Genomic DNA, 15,430 nt, shown 5'->3' with positions numbered 1-15,430 from the left:
CGTAGAAGCTTCACAGCTTGGTGACGGTGTCTTGCCGAGTCCACCACGATCGCCTCGGCGCTAGCATCAGCGTCCATGGTGAGACCCGAGGACAACGGCCGTACCCCAGGAGCGGCTTCCGGCGCCTGGCGCGTCACCGTGCTGAAGCAGGGGCGGCGCAGGGCCGGCCCGCCACCGTACGAACCTTCGCACCGCCAGGGTCAGCCGCTCGCCCGGCGGGACGACCTCAGGGTCCACGGCACCGCCGGGAAGATCAGCTGCATCGACTCCTCGGGCCACACCCTCTGGACCGCCCCCTGTTCCGGCAAGCCCAACGCCGCCCACATATCCCGCGGCCGGGTCCTGGTCACCACGGACTCCCTCGCGTACACCGCCTGGGGCAACCTCGGCCCCGCCCTGCTCCTCGACCTGGCGGACGGCACCCTGATCACCGAACTGCGCGGGGAACGCGGCGCGGCCCTGGGCGGCGGCCGTTTCCTCCTCGGGCTGGAGGGCTACGACGCCTTCGACACCTGGGAGTACGACCGCGACGGCACCCTGGTCGACTCCTGGCGCAGCTACGGGCACTACGTCATCGGTACGGGCATCCGCGTCGTCGAGACCGACCGCAACCTCCCCACCCGCGGCCGGGTGGTACGGCTGCTGCCGGGCGGCACGGTCGAACGCGGCCCGCTGCTCACCGACCCCCAGGCCCCCCGGCCGCTCGTCCTGACGGACGGCACCATCCTGGTCCTCGACGCCGGAGTGCTACGGGCCGTCAGCCGCCGGCTGGAGGACTCCGTCCTCGCCGAGCTGCTTCCCGTGGACCCGGGCGAGGCCTGGCGCTACCACGGCCACCTCCACCGTGCCGGGGACAAGGTCACGGTCCAGCTCAGCGAGCGACACCCCGATCACCCCTCCAAGCACACCCTCCACACCTGGACCCTCGCCCTCCACCCGGCCCGGTGACCGCCCCTGACCCACGGGACGGCCCCCAGGAGGCACGGGAGGAGGCGAGGCTCAGCGGCAGAGGGCCGTGTCCACGAGGCTCTCGAGGTGCTGCGTGGCAGCCTCGTCGGTCGGGATGCCGGTCACCGCGATGTTGGCGGCGCGGCCGTCGTCGGTGACTCCGCCCCGGGTCTCGTATCCCGCGATGTCGCCGCCGTGGCCCCAGGAGACACCGCCGCACGACAGCGGCCTGCTGATGAGCCCCAGTCCGTAGCCGGCGCCGGTGTCCCCGAGGGGAACGGTCGTACGCATCTGGGTCAGCTGGGCGTCCGGGAGGAGACGGCCGTCCAGGAGCGCGGCGTAGAACCGGTTGAGGTCGGAGTTGGTGGAGATCATCTGACCTGCGGCCCAGCCCGCGGAGGGATCGATTTCGGTGACGTCGCGCAGGGGAGCGCCTGCCGCATCCCGGTGGTATCCGTGGGGATGGGCTTCTCGGATGGCCATGTCACCGGCGACCGGGAAGGAGGTGTGGCGCAGCCCGATGCGCTTGATGACGCGCCGGTCCACCTCCTCGGCGAGGGGCCGGCCGGTGACCTTCTGGATGATCAGGCCCGCCACCACGTAGTTCGTGTTGCTGTACCCCCAGTCCTTCCCGGGGGCGAAGACGGCCTTGCGCCGGAAGGCGATGTCGAGGAGGTCGCGGGGTTCGAAGTACCGGTGCCGAAGGATGTCGTCCCCGACGAGGTCCTCGTATTCGGGAAGTCCGCTGGTGTGCTGGAGGAGCTGGCGGACGGTGATGTGCTGCCCGTCGAACCCCTCCCCGCGGACGAGCCCCGGAAGGTAGGTGTCGACCGTGGCGTCGAGGTCGATCTTCCCTTCACCGACGAGTTGCAGCGCCACCACGGCGGTGAACGTCTTGGTGCTGCTGCCGATCCGCACCTGGCCGTCCCTCGGCACCTTCGAACCGCCGGCCAGGTCGCCCACCCCCGCAGTATAGGTACGGGTGCGGCCTTCACGGTCCGTGACGCTCGCCAGGGCTGCGGGCAGGCCGTCGGAGTGCACCAGCGCGTTCAGGCCCTGCTGGACGGCGTCCGGCCTGGCGGAGGCGGACGCGGTCGGCGGCGCCGGCACCCCCATCGTCATGACGCCCAAGGCCGCCAGCGCGACGGCGAGCGTGGCCGGCACGGCTCTGCGCCGGCCCCTCCGCTGCCGCGGGGACGGACCAGACCTTCGCCATGTCTGCTGCTCGCGCACGGGTCAACTCCTACGGAATCATGGGGAACCGGCGGTATGTGCCGGTCCCAGCTTGTCCGCTTTCGGCCGCGCGCAACGATCCTGCTACCCGCCCGGCGCCTGGTGGGGACAACCCCCGGTGTGCCCTCAGGTGGGGCGGCCCGTGTGCCGAACCCGGGCCGTTCCGCAACCCGCGATCAGCCGCGTTCGAAGCAGTGCGAGCGGCCGATCACGGAGAAGCCCCGGCGCCCGTACCAGTGCCGTGGCCAGTCCGTCGCGTCGGCGGTCAAGAAGCGGGTACCGCAGCCCTGGTCGGCGGCCAGGCGCAGGGCGGTGCTCAGGACGGCGTCGGCGTAACCGTTCCGGAGGTGGGCCTGCGAGGTCATCAGGTCCTCGATCTGGGCGGTGCCGGTCGCCGGGTCGAGGTAGAGGTCGGCCCATGAGGCGACCTCTCCCTCCGCCGTGCGGGCGCCGATGAAGTGGACGCCGTCGGCCCCGCGTCGGCGCACCTCGCGCCGGTCGACGAGATGGCGCAGGACCTCGTCCCCGACGGTCGGGAGGAAACCCTGCCAGCGCCGGGTGAGCGGGGCGCGCAGGGCGTCGAGGTCCACTTCCCCGGCGGGCCCGCCGCCGACCGGCACCGGGCCGGTGTGCAACATGACCAGGTACGTGGAGTGCGTGTATCCGGCGCGGATCAGCGGCTCCGCACACGCCGTGCCGGCTTCGTCGTCCAGGACGGAGATCAGCCGGTGGGGCAGGTACCCCAGTGCCTCTTCCACGAGGGCGGGCACCGCCTCGGGGTCGATGTCGACGGCGGGCGCGTCGATGACGACCTGGTTGTTCGCACGGGAGTGTGCGAAGGCGTCGTCGTACACGGCGAACCCGCCGGGCAGGTCGACGGAGCGCGCGGCTTGGCGGCGGGCGAAGGCCGACAGGAAGGTGTCGATCCGCTGACGTTCTGATCCGGGCATGGGCGGAGCCTATGCGTGCCCGGGCCGGGGCAGCCTCCGAATTTCACGCGGTACGACGGACATGTGAGACTCCTGCGAGCGCCGCCGGAAGGGATGCCGGTACACCGACCCGACGAAACAGGCCCCCTGCCATGACCGACGCCCTCACGCGCCTCCTCGAGATCGCCCCACCGCCGAGCGAGCCCCGCCGGAAGGACTGGAACGAGGTCGAGCGCACCCTTGGTACCGGGCTTCCCCGACGCGGCGGCGATCAGTGCTCCCGCTTCTCCGCTGCGGTGCCGCGCTTGTCCTCCACGTGGACGACGTGGAGTTCGGTTCCGTCCCGGTGGCGCTTGGACCGCCCGTGGAGACCGACCGCGAGGCCGGAGCCGTCATCCGGTTTGTCAGGGCCCACGTAGGTGAGGACGTCATGATGGTGGCCGGTGACCACCCAGCCCTCGGCCTGCGTGAGGTCGGGCACCGCGAAGTCTGCGGCCGCGGATCCGACGCGGCCCTCCTTTCGCAGAGCACTGACACAGGCCGGCGATCCGCCGAGAGCGTCGTGGCATGAGCGGTCGGGTCCAGTCCGTTGCACGGCGGCGGCCCGTGTGATCATGACCGTCAGCACATCCGCACCTCATGGGGGGACCATGCGCACCCGCACCACCACGGCCGCGACCGGCTTCGTTGCCGCACTCGCGGCGCTGCTCGTCCTGGCCGGCTGCACCGCGTCCAAAGGCGGCCCGAGCGCGAGTCCGAGCGCTGCGGCGAGTTCCGTGGCCGCCGTGCCCCCGCAGAGCAGCGGGCCCGGGGCCGGGGGCGGCTTCGAGGGGCCTCGGCCGCAGGATCAGAACCTCTTGGCGTGGACCGGCGACCCCAACGACGCGGGTCACGTCACCGCCCAGTCAGCCGCCGGGGTCGGCGGGCGGGTCACCCTGGTACGGATCGTCCTGCGCGAGCAGATCACCTGGTCGAACATCTGGCTGGGCCTGGCCGGCATCGACCCGAACGCCCAGCTCGCCAACTGCTACCTCGGCGTGTACGACGCCACCGGCAAGCTGGTCGCCGCGACCCCGGACGTCTCGCCCCAGCTGATGACCGACGCGATCGCCAAGCCGCTGGCCCTCGCCAAGCCGTTCACCGCTCCCCCGGGGACCTACTTCATCGCTCTCCTCCTCAACGGGAACTGGGCCACCAACGCCCTCACCCTGAAGTCCACCGGTGCCGGGATTTCGGTCAACGCCGGTCTGACGCCACCCAATCTCCGGTACAGCACCATCCTGACCGGCCAGACCTCCCTGCCGGCCACCGTGAACCTCGCCGAGCAGTCCACCAGCACCATCAACACCGGCTGGGCCAGCCAGTGGTACGCGATCTCCTGAGCCCCGGCGGCTGAACGAGGCCCTGCGATGCCCGGCCCGCGCCGTGATCCGCCCATCACGGCGTCGGCCCTTCCGGTGTGGGCGGGGGTGCGGGGACGGATCCGCGTGAGCGGGTGGGTGGAGGGAGCTGGGTCGCGGCGATCGCGGCGAGCGCGAGTCCGAACCCGACGAGCTGGACCGGGCCGAGTGTCTGGCCCAGCAGGACGGCCCCGAGCACCGCGGCCACCAGCGGCGAGAGCAGGACGAGGACCGCGACCGAAGCGACGGGCAAGGTGGCGATGCCGCGGAACCAGAGGACGTAGGCGATCAGACCGCCGACCAGGCCCAGCCAGAGGTAGCCGAGGGCGGCGGGCGCGTCGATCGCGGGTGGCGTCCCCTCGACGAGGAAGGTGACGGGCACCAGGAAGACGCCTCCCGCGGTGAGTTGCCAGCCTGCGAAGGCGGTGGGACCGGCCTCGGCGGGCCGTCCCCAGCGTTTGGTCAGGGTCAGGCCGAGCGCCATCGAGGCCGCGCCGACAAGGCCCGCCGCGATTCCGATGACGTCGAATGCCGCATCCGGCCCGATCACCACGAGGCCGACGCCTCCGACGCCGATCACGCCCCAGGTGAGGCGCCAGGCGGACGGGCTCTCGTGGAGGACCGTCACGGCCAGGACGGCGACCATGAGCGGCTGGGCCGCGGCCACGGTGGCGGCGACACCGCCCGGCAGGCGTTCGGCCGCGACGAACAGCAGGGGGAAGAGCAGCCCGATGTTCAGAACGCCGAGCACGGCGGCCTTCCCCCACCACGCGCCGCGCGGCAGGGTCCTGGTGATCGCGAGCGCGATCAGGCCGGCGGGTAACGCACGCAGCAGGCCCGCGAACAGCGGGTGCCCCTGCGGGAGAAGCTCGGTGGTGACGACGTACGTCGTGCCCCACACCAGAGGTGCGAACGCCGTCAGGGCGGTGCGGGGCAGGTTTCCGCGGGGACCGTCCGTGCCGGCTCTGCGGATACCGCTCGAAGCATCTGTAGGTGTCGCACTCGGACTTGAACCTGTCATGTACGCAGTCTCAGTCGACGCGATCGATGAGTCCAACACATGTTTGTCAGCTCATCGATCTCGATTCAAGATGGATGCATGGAGCTCCAGCAGATGCGTTACGTCGTCGCCGTCGCCGAGACGAACAGCTTCACCCGGGCCGCCGAACGGTGTCTGGTCGTCCAGTCCGCCCTCAGTCACCAAATCGCCCGCCTGGAAGGGGAACTCGGCGCGCGGCTCTTCGAGCGCACCAGCCGCCGGGTGCGGCTGACGCCCGCCGGCGCAGCGTTCCTCCCGGCCGCCCGTCAGTGTCTGGACGCCGCCGAGCGCGCGGCCGCCGAGGTCGCCGCGGCTGTCGGTGAGGTACGCGGACGGCTCGCCGTGGGCCTGATCCCCACGGTCGCCGCGGTCGACGTCCCCGGTGCACTGAGCGAGTTCCGGCAGCGGTATCCGCACGTACGCATCAGCCTGTGCGTGGGAGCGAGCGAGGACCTCGTCGAGCAGGTCAGGCAAGGAGCCGTCGACGTGGCCTTCCTCGGGCTGCCGACCACGGCACGGCCCCAGGGTGTCGCCGCCCGCGAACTCGCCCGCGACCGACTCGTCGCCGTGGTCGCGCCGGACCATCCGCTCGCCGACGAACCGGTGGTCGACCTGCGCAGGCTCTCGTCCGAGGTGTTCGTGGACCTGCCGGCCGGAACGGCCGGACGGGTCCAGTCCGACCTGGCCTTCTCGGCCGCCGGTCTCGGCCGTGACGTCGCCTTCGAGGTGACCACCGCGGACTTCATCGCCCGGCTCGTCGCCCAGGGCCTCTGCGTGGCCATGCTCCCCGCCGCCTACGCGCCCCAGCTCGCCGGCGTCGTCACCATCGAGGTCACCGACGCGCCGGCCCGCGTGGAGTACGTCATCTGGGGCCGCACCGGCAGCACACCGGCCGCGACCGCCTTCCTCGACGTCCTCGACGTTCGCGATGTTCTCGACCGCCACGAGGGGACCCGGCAGCCATCGGCGATATATGCCGGTGGGTGACTTACCATGTCGGCATGAGTGATCGTGCGATGCAGGAACCGACCCTTCTCCTCCTGACCGCGCTCGCGGACGAGCCCCGCCACGGGTACGCGATCGCGCGCGAGGTGGAGTTGATCTCGGGCGGTCGCGTCAAGATGCGGACGGGCACTCTGTACGGAGCTCTGGAGCGGCTCCTCGGGCAAGGGCTGATCGAGGTCCACGAGGAGCAGATCGTCGACAGCCGGCTCCGGCGCACCTACGGCCTCACCGCCACCGGACGGGAGAATCTGGCCGCCGAGGCGGAGCGGATCGCCGCCACCGCACGCGAGGCCACCCGCCGCCTCGGCGTCACGGGCGAGACGGCCACGGCGTGAGCCGTCGCCTGCTACGCCTGTATCCCGACGGTTTCCGCCGCGCCTTCGGGGAGGAGATCGCCGAGGCCTACCGGGAGGCGACCGAGGGCGCAGGCCCGCTCGAACGCCTGCGGGAGGCCTGCGACATCGTGGCCCACGCGCTGCGGCTTCGCCTGCGGGTGGGGTCCGCGCAGCGCGGCGGGCGCCTCTTCGCGGCCGCCGCTCCCTTCGCGCTGGCCGCGACGGGCGCGCACGCCGCGTTCCGGCTCGCCTCGACCCTCAACCTCGCCTACGTCTCCGGGCGCCCCGACTTCGAGGACCCGATCGGGTACGCGATCAACGGCTGCTACCTGCTGACCCTCCTCGGCGCGGTCGTCGCGCTGGGCGGCCGCTTCGCGGCCGGGGCGCGGTGGATGTTCGCCGGAACGGCCGGAACCGCGTCCTGCCTGCTGGCCGCGGCGCTGCCGGGCGCCCTGGAGATGCCGCTGGAGCACGCGGCGTACCTGGCGCCGCCCTTGCTGGTCGCCGCCCTTCCCCTCGTCTGTCCTCCGGACCTGCGACCGCCCCGCCGGATCAGGAGCGCTGCCGGCCTCACGGCCCTGATGCTCTGGGCTCCGCTGACCGTGGTGATCCTCGCGCTGCTGGATGCGAGCGGCCTCGGCATGATCCTGCTGTGGCGCTTCGCCGTGCTCGTGTCCGCCGCGCTGGTCCTGGCAGGGCGCGCGGCCTTGTCGGAGGTGCGTACCGGCGGCCAGTTCGCCCTGGCCGCCGCGCCCTTCCTCGTCGCTGGCTACTTCGCCGGGGTGGTGGGCGAGGAGACCGCACTCCCCTGGCTCGCGCTGCTCGCGGTCACCGCCCTGGCCGTGCGCCTGTGGCGCCGTAGGAGCCCGGGCCCGGCCGGACGCGGCTGAACCGTACCGGGTCGGCGGCCTCACCCCGCAACGGTCAGGTGTCGCGGCCGCTCACGCTGACGCGGATCTTGGACTGGCCGTGGCCGAGTTCCTCCCAGTCCTCCATGAAGCGGGCCGCCAGTCCGTGCCGGGCGGCGAGGTCGACGAGGGTCTGGGTCCGGTAGTAGAAGTCCTCGCGCAGCACCTGGTGTTCGGCGCCGGTGGTGCGGTCGAAGGTGAAGTCGAAGTGACCCCCGGGTGCGAGGACGCGCCCCACGTGGGCGAGGCACTCGTCGATGACGTGGATCGGTGAGTGCGAGAACACGCTGTGGGCGTGGACGACGTCGAAGTGCCCCTCGGGGAGGAAGTCCAGCGTCAGGTTCTTGGTGATCGTCAGGTGCGGGAGCTTGGCCTGCAGCCCTCGTTCCGTCAGGGTGCCCTTCGCCGCGATCAGGATGTCCGGCGAGATGTCGATGCCGTAGTAGTGGCCCGCGTCGAGGTAGTCGATGAAGCGCCAGCCGGCGCGGAGGTTTCCGCAGCCGATGTCCAGCATGCGCGATCCGGGCTTCAGGCCGTGCCCGAGCAGGTAGTCGAACTGCATCCGCCCCAGCGCCAGCCAGCGTTCGTGGGTCTGGCTGCCGACGGCCGCCTCCGGGTTGCGGCGGGTGTCCGAGGCCATGACGGCCCGGTAGTAGCTGACGTGGTCGGGGTGCTTGAAGGCGAGCCACCGGTCACGGGCGGCCCGCTTCAGGTACGGCGCGATGCGGTTCGGACGGCTCGCGGCGTAGCGGACCTTGTGGACGAGGGATTCGCGGTTGGCGGTGAGGTTCTTCCTGGTGGCCATGGGCACTCCGTCTCCGTCGCAAGGCGAACTCCCGGTGGTGGGCAGGAGCAGCCCGGCCGCCGGAAGGATCTTCGGGTTCAGGTCTCCACCATACGTCGGTCATCGGCATATACAAACCACTTGACCGATGCGTGCGGCATGAGCTTCCTTGACCTCGTGCAGGACCGGGCGACTCCGGGGTGGCAGAGACTTCATGGACTTCGTAGGCGAGTGAATTGCGGCGATATCGACCAGATTGCCACCCGACACCCTGCCGACCTACGCAACGCGCCCACCAACCGGCCCGCACCCGCCGTCACCATCCCCCGATGGGGGTGACTCACCGTCAGCCGCCGTTCTGGCACCATGACGAGGTGACTCACATACGTCAGACCGTCGGCTCGCGGTCGCCGCTGGAGCCGGAGATCGGGTTCTCCCGCGCAGTGCGGGCGGGATCGTACGTAGCCGTCGCCGGTACGGCCCCCATCGGGGACGACGGCTCCACCGTCGGCCCCGGCGACGTCCACGCCCAGACCGTACGGTGCCTGGACATCGCCGAGAGGGCGCTGCGGGATGCGGGGGCGACCCTCGCGGACGTCGTGCGGACCCGCATCATGCTCACCGACGTGACGCAGTGGAAGGAGGCCGCACGTGCGCACGGCGAGCGGTTCGCCTCGATCCGGCCCGCCACCACCTTCGTGGAGGTGTCCCGTTTCATCGATCCCGCGTGGCTCGTCGAGGTGGAGATGGATGCGGTGACGGCTGATCAAAAGCCGCAGTGAAGTGCGGGGTTGCCGGACCGGGTGTGCTCTGCCGCCGAGGGCCGGGCGGGGCGCCCTGTTAGCGTGGCCCCCTGACCAGGGGGGAGAGCGCGCATGACATCGAGCACGTTTCGGATCGGTGGGGACCTGGAGGTACGCAGGCTCGGTTTCGGGGCCATGCGACTGCCGACCGGGCCCGGCACCGCCACCCGCGAGGCCTCCCTCGCGGTCGCGCGGCGGGCGGTCGAGCTCGGCGTCACCCTGATCGACACCGCCCACCTGTACGGCTGGGGGGCCAACGAGGAGCTCCTCGCCGAGGCCCTGCACCCCTACCCGGACGAGCTGGTCATCACCACCAAGGTGGGCGTCGCCCGATCGGCGGCCACCGGCGAAGGGGGCCTCGACGGGCGGCCGGACGTCCTGCGGGGGCAGGTCGAGCAGGGCCTGCGCCGACTGCGGGTGGAGCGGATCGAGCTGTTGCAGCTGCACCGCATCGATCCGGAGGTGCCCCTCGCCGACCAGCTCGGTGCGCTGCGGGAGCTCCAGATCCAGGGCAAGATCGGCCGGATCGGGCTGTCGGAGGTGTCCGTCGCGGAGCTCGAGCAGGCGCGCGGCCTCATCGACGTGGCGAGCGTGCAGAACCGGTACAGCCTGCTCCACCGCGCACACGAACCGGTGCTCGCGGCCTGCGAGGCGGCGGGGATCGCCTTCCTGCCGTGGCAACCCGTCGCCGGAGCGGTGTCGGCGGCCAAGCCGGGCGAGACGGCGACGGCCGAGAGCGCCGCGGCGGCGGCAGCCACGGCGGCAACTGCGACCGCCATGGCCTCCGTTGCCGCCGAACTCGACGCCACCCCGGCGCAGGTCGCGCTCGCATGGCTGCTCGACCGCTCGCCGGTCATCCTCCCGATCCCGGGCACCGCACGGATCGACCACCTGGAGGAGAACGTCGCCGCGGCACACCTCCGCCTCTCCCCCACCCACCGCGACCGTCTGACCCAGGGCTAGAGCCGAGCCGTGTGAGTCATGCCGTGTGAGTCATGCCGTGGGGGCGGGCTTCCCGTCGAGCAGCCGGGTGCGGAACAGGTCGAGGACGGTGTCGAGCGCCTGCCGTGTCGGCTGTCCCGGCTCGTCGATGAGGTGCTCCGTCAGGACGGAGTGCGGCGCGAGGGCACTCGCGGGGTTGGCCGCGCCTTCGTCGAGCTCGACGGCGACGAAGGCGTCACCGAGCTCCCGCCGCAGGTACGCGAACCGGTCGCCGGGGACCAGCCGGTCGCCCCGGAACCGCAGACCCAGCACCTGGAGCCCGTCGCGCTCGCAGCGTCCGCGGACGACCGCGAGCTCCTCGGGGCTGATGTCGATGGCGCCGGCACGGCTCGCGGTACAGGCCAGCGGGAGCGAGGGCTGGGACAGCACCGGCGCGACGAGGCGTTCGTCGGTGGCCATGGCGAGGGCGAATCCGCCGGTCAGGCACATGCCGACGGCGCCGACCCCAGGGCCGCCGCAGCGCTCGTGCTCGGCGGCGGCGAGGGCGCGCAGCCACCGTACGACGCGCGAACTGCGCCCCGTGGCCAGCAGGGTGAACTCGCGGCTCACGCACACCTGCCACAGGGACGACGCCATGGCGCGGCCGGTTCTCGCCCATCCGACGGCACCGGGGCTCGCGTCGCGGCCGGGCACGCCGAAGAGGACGGGGAGTACGGCGGTGCAGCCGACCGCCGCCACGCGTTCGGCGAACTCGATGACCTTGGGGGTGATGCCCGGGATCTCCGCCATGATGATCACAGCGGGGCCCGTGCCCTTGCGCAGCACCGAGCGGGTGGCGCCGTCATGGGTGAACGTGGTCTGCGTGAAGCCGTTCAGGTCGTGGTCCGGCACGCGCCTGCTCCTTCGGTCGACTCTTTTGGGCCACCCAGAAGTTACCGATAGGTAGACGCTGGTGGTCAACCCATGGAACCGACGGACGCAGAGCGTCGGGCTCTCGCGGGGCACCTACGACGTACCTCACCGCCTCCACGGCGGACCGGCAGGACGGCGGCCTCGGCACCGCGCCGGAAACGGATGGAAGCGCGAGTTCACCGCCGGCGAACTCACCGAAGCCACCGCGGTGGACGCCGTCATCACGACCGGCCAGGCGGAGTGGAACGGCACCCCGAAGGCGTACACGACCGGCAAGTTCGACCGCCGGCACGTCGTCCGTGTGGACCAGCGGCCCGCTCCAGGGGGCCCGCCGCATCCGCGGTGTTCCCGAGCTCACGCTGACCGTCCGCAGCTCCGCCGCCGCCACGACCCTGGTGGCCTACCTGTTCGACGTCGGCGCTGACGACACGGCCCACATCATCACGCACGAACCCCTCACCCTGCCGGAGCTGTCCCCCGGCTGTCCGTCATCCACCGCCCCGGGTCAGACGAGGGTGCGGGTGCGGGTGCGGGTCCACAGGGTGAGGTCGCTGCTCGTCGCGACGGCGAGGGTCCGGCCCGACGGCGAGAAGCCGACCGCCCGCAGCTCCGAGTAGTTCGCGTGGTAGATGTGCCACCACCTCTCGCCGTGCGGGCCGGAATGCGGGGGCCCGCCGTCGGTGGAGAGCAGTACGCGGTCGTGCGGCCAGGCTGGGCTCACCACCTCCAGCCTCCAGCCGTCCGCGGTGGTGCGGTGCAGGCCGCCGCCGTGGAGGCCGGCGATGCGGACCCGGGTTCCGGCGACCGGCCCCAGACCGGGGCAGGAGAGGTCGGGTACCGCGTCCGGCGTGCTGTCGTCGGGATCAGGGTCCCGGTCGCGCGCGATCTTTTCCCCGGTGACCGAATCGAAGAGGCCGTGGCCGTCGTTCGAAACGACCATCACCAGGTCGTGTCCGGTGTCGGGATGGGCCGCGAAACCGATGCCGAGCAGCCCGCCCACCGGGACGAGGGGCTCGAAGACCGGTCGCCAGGGAACCGGGGCCGGGACCACGGGGGCGGCGAGCATCCGGTCCCGCAACTCCTGCTGGTACGGGGACAACCCTGCCGGCACACTGCTGCTGCTCGTTCTCGTCACCGGACCATGATGCGCCCCGCTCCCGGTCCGTCCGTAACGGAGGGGCGGGGGCCGCGCCAACGGCCCCCGCCTGCGCGTGTTCCGGACCGCGGCGCCCGCGCGAGCGGTGACGAATCTTCAGGGATCCGCCGCAGGAGCAGTATGCGCCGCGCAGTGGTTGTTCAGAGCAGCTGGTTCTTCGTGAACGACTCCGGCCGCGCGCGGTGGCCGTGAACTGGGGGGATCCGTGGGCACGGGAATTGTTCACGGCCGCGGGGCCGGGCCCGGGAAAAATTCAGCAGGGCGGGCATACCCGAAATTGCTGGCATGTCTGCTTATCGGCAAGTGGTGTTGCCCACCGCCGCGCTCGGGCATGGTTGAGGAGCGCCCTCGGCCTCCTGGGCCGGGAGCGGACAGCCCGTAGCGCCAACTGCGGGCCCGTGCAGGCGCGATGCACTTCCTCCGGACCGTTGCTTTCGAAGGAGTTGTCCTCGTGGTCATTTCGCTGACTTCCTTTCCGCGCCTCTGCGGGCGCCCCTCTGCACTCGGTGTGAAGATCGTCGTGGTCGTGGTGGTGGCCGTGGTGACGGCCGTCATGGGCGGGCTCGGGTACTCCCCCGGTACGGCGCTCGGCGTGATCGTCATGGTGACGACCACCGCCCTGGAGCTGGGCCGCCGGATCACCGCCGACAGCGACCGTGGCGACGGCGCCGACGGCGACAGCGGCTTCCGTGACGACGGCGTCCGGTCCGACCGGACCGGCCGGTAGCGCCGTGGGCACGGGGCGGCGGGGGCGGCCGCAGCGGCCGCTCGACACCACCGTCCCGGCCCTGGCGGAGCTCGCGCAGGAACTGCGCGAGCTCCGTGCCACGGCCGGGCTCACCCTGGACAACCTCTACGCCGTCACCCACTGGAGCAAGGGCGCGCTCAGCGCGGCCACCACCGGGCGGGACCTGCCGCGCTGGGACCTCGTCAAGGCGTGGGTGACCGCCTGCGATCCGGACGCCAACCTGGACCTCTGGCAGGCCCGGCACCGCCGTGCCCGCGCGCAGTACGAGCGGACCCGCCTCGTCCTGCCCGCGGGCCGCCCGCCTGCCGGCCGTACCGCCCCCGCGCCGCGGGTGCCGGACAGCCCGGCCGGGCCACGTCCCAGCTCGCTGGAACGCGACGCCTGGCGGACCCTCGCCCCCGACCGCAGGCCATGGGGGGTCGCCGCCCATCCGGCCCCGATCCCGCTGCGCTTCGCCACCGTCGGGCCCGACTTCACCGACACCGGATCCGACGCCGCCGACCGCACCGGCCACTACGAGCAGATCGGGGAGATCTTCGCCCTCACCGAAACGCGGCGCCTGCTGGTCCTCGGCGACCGCGGCAGCGGCAAGACCCAGCTGGCCCGCCATCTGGGCACCCGGCTGCTGACGGCGGACGGCGGCGGCTCCGCGTCCGTGGTGCCCGTACTGGTGTCGTTGCGCGGATGGCGCCCCGAGCGGGGCCCCGACAGCCTGCTCGCCTGGATCGCCGACGCACTCACCGGCTGCACCACCGAGGACGTCCGGACCCTCCTCGGACGGCACCGGCTGCTGCCCATCCTCGACGACTTCGACAGTCTGACCCTGCGTCAACGCGGCCGGGCCCTGTACATCTTCAACCAGCTGCCGCAGCAGGCCCCGTTCGTCCTCGTCAGCGGGTGGGCGGAGTTCACCCGGACCGTGGAGAAGACCGACACCGTCATCGCCGGGAGCGCCGGTGTCCGGCTGCTCCCCGTGGGCGTCGGCGACCTCGACGGCTGGATCCAGCGCAGCTCCCGCTCCCGTACGAAGGAGCAGGACTGGGCGCCGGTCCTGGCGGCGCTCGCCGACCGGCCGGACCTTCCGGCCGCCACCGTCCTCGCCGACCCGACGCTGGCCGGCGCGGCCAGACTGCTCTACACCGACGGCCGGGCCGTGCCCGCCGAGCTGGTGGCCGAGGGCGCCACCGTCGAAGCCCTCGAAATCCGGCTGGTCCAGCACCTCTTCGGCTCCTTCCCGCCGTACCGCCAGCACGGCGGCATCGGCGGGCACCAGCTCCAGGAACAGCACCGCCACCGGGCGCTGCACCTGCTGGCCCGGCGGGAGCAAGAGGAGGAGGCACCCGTGGGCGACCTGCGGGTGCTGTACCGGGGGCGCCGCCCCTCCCGCCGCCGGGCGGGCGTCCAGGCGGCCCTGCTGTCCCTCCTGTCGTGGGTGTTCCTCGGTTTCGTGCAGGTGCAGTTGGGCGACGGCACGAGCACGTACTCCTCGTCCGGTTCCCCCTCCCCGGTCGAGTCGGCCGCGCTCGTCCCGGGAGTGATCATCGGGGTCGGCTGGTACGTGTACCTGCGGCACCGGCTGGACGGCAGGGCGGCACGGACGGACCCCCTCGGCCGGGTGCGGTCGTGGCTGCTGCGGAGCATCCCGGCCGGGGTGGCCCTGGTCCTCGCGATGGGGGTCGGTCCGGGGGCGGACGCCGAACGGTTGTCCCTGGTCGTGTCCGCGTCGCTGCTGGCGGGTGCGGTCTGGCTGGCCGAGCAGGCCTCGCGCCGGCCGGCGCCGCACTGGTTCCTGGCCGAACTCGCCGTCCTCCCCGTGCTGATGTTCGTGGCGCTGCTGGGGCAGGCCCTCGCGGCCCTGCCGGTGCTGCTGCCCGTCCTGCTGGGCGTCACGGTGACCGGGCACTGGCTGCGGGCGGTCCTGACCTCGCGCTTCGCACTGTGGGGTCTGTACCCGGGGGTCGTGCTCGGCCTGCTCGCCGATGCGACGGACCCGGACGTCCTGCGGGCCGGGCGGGACGGCTGGTCCTTCACGCACCCCGCCGTGGCGCGGTGGTACCGGAAGGCCGCGGTCGGTTCGGCCGACGCGGAGAACACCGCGGAGCCGGTTCCGGTTCGCCGTGGAGGGTGGTCGGGACCCCCGGGATCCATGCCTCCGGGCTCCGTGACGCCGGGACCGGTGCCGCCGGGACGCGTGCAGTTGCCGCCCCCGCCGCCGCCTCCGCTCCCGCCCGCCGGAGGACCGGCAGGATGAACGGACCCGCCGCCCGTGCGGGGCGGCGGGCCCGTCC

Annotated in this window: 17 protein-coding genes; 10 read left to right on the top strand and 7 right to left on the bottom strand. The window is 72.4% G+C overall.

What is annotated here, in order from left to right; genetic code table 11:
- Positions 1-75 precede the first annotated feature (75 nt).
- Positions 76-948, top strand: a complete 873-nt coding sequence (locus tag ACIPYQ_RS14515; RefSeq protein WP_401250408.1) for a hypothetical protein — start codon at positions 76-78, stop codon at positions 946-948.
- Positions 949-999: 51 nt separating this feature from the next.
- On the opposite strand, the gene ACIPYQ_RS14510 is transcribed toward ACIPYQ_RS14515, so the two are convergent.
- The 3 genes from ACIPYQ_RS14510 to ACIPYQ_RS14500 all read right to left on the bottom strand — a co-directional run bounded on the left by ACIPYQ_RS14510 (position 1,000) and on the right by ACIPYQ_RS14500 (position 3,591).
- Positions 1,000-2,070 (bottom strand): serine hydrolase domain-containing protein, encoded by a 1,071-nt coding sequence (locus tag ACIPYQ_RS14510; RefSeq protein ID WP_401250881.1) that lies wholly within the window; start codon positions 2,068-2,070, stop codon positions 1,000-1,002.
- Positions 2,071-2,357: 287 nt separating this feature from the next.
- Positions 2,358-3,131, bottom strand: coding sequence for a GNAT family N-acetyltransferase (locus ACIPYQ_RS14505; protein WP_401250405.1), 774 nt, complete (start codon positions 3,129-3,131; stop codon positions 2,358-2,360).
- Between the two features lie 250 nt (positions 3,132-3,381).
- Positions 3,382-3,591, bottom strand: a complete 210-nt coding sequence (locus ACIPYQ_RS14500) for a hypothetical protein (protein ID WP_401250402.1) — start codon at positions 3,589-3,591, stop codon at positions 3,382-3,384.
- Between the two features lie 169 nt (positions 3,592-3,760).
- Here ACIPYQ_RS14500 and ACIPYQ_RS14495 point away from each other — a divergent pair, with 169 nt between their 5' ends.
- Positions 3,761-4,492, top strand: a complete 732-nt coding sequence (locus tag ACIPYQ_RS14495; RefSeq protein ID WP_401250399.1) for a hypothetical protein — start codon at positions 3,761-3,763, stop codon at positions 4,490-4,492.
- A gap of 55 nt (positions 4,493-4,547) precedes the next feature.
- Here the strand turns inward: ACIPYQ_RS14495 and ACIPYQ_RS14490 are convergent, their stop codons facing one another.
- Complete coding sequence (locus ACIPYQ_RS14490) at positions 4,548-5,447, bottom strand: EamA family transporter (protein ID WP_401250878.1); 900 nt, start codon at positions 5,445-5,447, stop codon at positions 4,548-4,550.
- Between the two features lie 162 nt (positions 5,448-5,609).
- Between ACIPYQ_RS14490 and ACIPYQ_RS14485 the strand changes: the two genes are divergently transcribed.
- From ACIPYQ_RS14485 to ACIPYQ_RS14475, 3 genes are read left to right on the top strand one after another with little or no spacing between them, the layout of a single operon-like run.
- Entirely contained in the window at positions 5,610-6,536 is a 927-nt protein-coding gene (locus tag ACIPYQ_RS14485; RefSeq protein WP_401250396.1) for a LysR family transcriptional regulator, read from the top strand.
- Between the two features lie 14 nt (positions 6,537-6,550).
- Positions 6,551-6,889, top strand: coding sequence for a PadR family transcriptional regulator (locus ACIPYQ_RS14480; protein WP_401250394.1), 339 nt, complete (start codon positions 6,551-6,553; stop codon positions 6,887-6,889).
- Positions 6,886-7,779, top strand: a complete 894-nt coding sequence (locus ACIPYQ_RS14475) for a hypothetical protein (protein WP_401250392.1) — start codon at positions 6,886-6,888, stop codon at positions 7,777-7,779. Before ACIPYQ_RS14480 ends, ACIPYQ_RS14475 begins: the two co-directional genes overlap by 4 nt.
- Before the next feature lie 34 nt (positions 7,780-7,813).
- Here the strand turns inward: ACIPYQ_RS14475 and ACIPYQ_RS14470 are convergent, their stop codons facing one another.
- Positions 7,814-8,602 (bottom strand): class I SAM-dependent methyltransferase, encoded by a 789-nt coding sequence (locus ACIPYQ_RS14470; RefSeq protein WP_401250389.1) that lies wholly within the window; start codon positions 8,600-8,602, stop codon positions 7,814-7,816.
- A gap of 353 nt (positions 8,603-8,955) precedes the next feature.
- On the opposite strand from ACIPYQ_RS14470, the gene ACIPYQ_RS14465 reads away from it, so the two are divergent.
- On the top strand, positions 8,956-9,363 hold the full coding sequence (locus ACIPYQ_RS14465) for a RidA family protein (RefSeq protein ID WP_401250386.1): 408 nt from the start codon (positions 8,956-8,958) through the stop codon (positions 9,361-9,363).
- A gap of 93 nt (positions 9,364-9,456) precedes the next feature.
- On the top strand, positions 9,457-10,347 hold the full coding sequence (locus ACIPYQ_RS14460; RefSeq protein WP_401250383.1) for an aldo/keto reductase: 891 nt from the start codon (positions 9,457-9,459) through the stop codon (positions 10,345-10,347).
- 30 nt (positions 10,348-10,377) lie between these two features.
- On the opposite strand, the gene ACIPYQ_RS14455 is transcribed toward ACIPYQ_RS14460, so the two are convergent.
- Positions 10,378-11,217 (bottom strand): dienelactone hydrolase family protein, encoded by an 840-nt coding sequence (locus ACIPYQ_RS14455; protein ID WP_401250380.1) that lies wholly within the window; start codon positions 11,215-11,217, stop codon positions 10,378-10,380.
- Positions 11,218-11,264: 47 nt separating this feature from the next.
- Here ACIPYQ_RS14455 and ACIPYQ_RS14450 point away from each other — a divergent pair, with 47 nt between their 5' ends.
- On the top strand, positions 11,265-11,855 hold the full coding sequence (locus tag ACIPYQ_RS14450; protein WP_401250875.1) for a CocE/NonD family hydrolase C-terminal non-catalytic domain-containing protein: 591 nt from the start codon (positions 11,265-11,267) through the stop codon (positions 11,853-11,855).
- Here ACIPYQ_RS14450 and ACIPYQ_RS14445 read toward each other — a convergent pair.
- Positions 11,744-12,304 carry a hypothetical protein gene (locus ACIPYQ_RS14445; RefSeq protein ID WP_401250873.1) on the bottom strand — a complete coding sequence of 187 codons (561 nt, stop codon included), beginning with the start codon at positions 12,302-12,304 and terminating at the stop codon, positions 11,744-11,746. The two genes, ACIPYQ_RS14450 and ACIPYQ_RS14445, sit on opposite strands and share 112 nt — an antisense overlap.
- A 541-nt stretch (positions 12,305-12,845) precedes the next feature.
- On the opposite strand from ACIPYQ_RS14445, the gene ACIPYQ_RS14440 reads away from it, so the two are divergent.
- Together ACIPYQ_RS14440 and ACIPYQ_RS14435 are read left to right on the top strand one after the other, a co-directional pair.
- Complete coding sequence (locus ACIPYQ_RS14440) at positions 12,846-13,121, top strand: hypothetical protein (RefSeq protein WP_401250377.1); 276 nt, start codon at positions 12,846-12,848, stop codon at positions 13,119-13,121.
- Positions 13,084-15,393, top strand: coding sequence for a helix-turn-helix domain-containing protein (locus ACIPYQ_RS14435; protein WP_401250375.1), 2,310 nt, complete (start codon positions 13,084-13,086; stop codon positions 15,391-15,393). Before ACIPYQ_RS14440 ends, ACIPYQ_RS14435 begins: the two co-directional genes overlap by 38 nt.
- The last annotated feature ends 37 nt before the right edge of the window (positions 15,394-15,430 follow it).

Source organism: Streptomyces sp. NPDC090045 (assembly GCF_044747975.1).
Taxonomy (GTDB): Bacteria; Actinomycetota; Actinomycetes; order Streptomycetales; family Streptomycetaceae; genus Streptomyces.
This window is presented reverse-complemented; position numbering and strand designations above follow the sequence as displayed.

Coding starts and splice junctions, on each gene's coding strand:
- ACIPYQ_RS14515 (WP_401250408.1), top strand. CDS start 76: ATGGTGAGACCCGAGGACAACGGCCGTACCCCAGGAGCGGCTTCCGGC.
- ACIPYQ_RS14510 (WP_401250881.1), bottom strand. CDS start 2,070: ATGACGATGGGGGTGCCGGCGCCGCCGACCGCGTCCGCCTCCGCCAGG.
- ACIPYQ_RS14505 (WP_401250405.1), bottom strand. CDS start 3,131: ATGCCCGGATCAGAACGTCAGCGGATCGACACCTTCCTGTCGGCCTTC.
- ACIPYQ_RS14495 (WP_401250399.1), top strand. CDS start 3,761: ATGCGCACCCGCACCACCACGGCCGCGACCGGCTTCGTTGCCGCACTC.
- ACIPYQ_RS14485 (WP_401250396.1), top strand. CDS start 5,610: ATGGAGCTCCAGCAGATGCGTTACGTCGTCGCCGTCGCCGAGACGAAC.
- ACIPYQ_RS14480 (WP_401250394.1), top strand. CDS start 6,551: ATGAGTGATCGTGCGATGCAGGAACCGACCCTTCTCCTCCTGACCGCG.
- ACIPYQ_RS14470 (WP_401250389.1), bottom strand. CDS start 8,602: ATGGCCACCAGGAAGAACCTCACCGCCAACCGCGAATCCCTCGTCCAC.
- ACIPYQ_RS14460 (WP_401250383.1), top strand. CDS start 9,457: ATGACATCGAGCACGTTTCGGATCGGTGGGGACCTGGAGGTACGCAGG.
- ACIPYQ_RS14445 (WP_401250873.1), bottom strand. CDS start 12,304: ATGCTCGCCGCCCCCGTGGTCCCGGCCCCGGTTCCCTGGCGACCGGTC.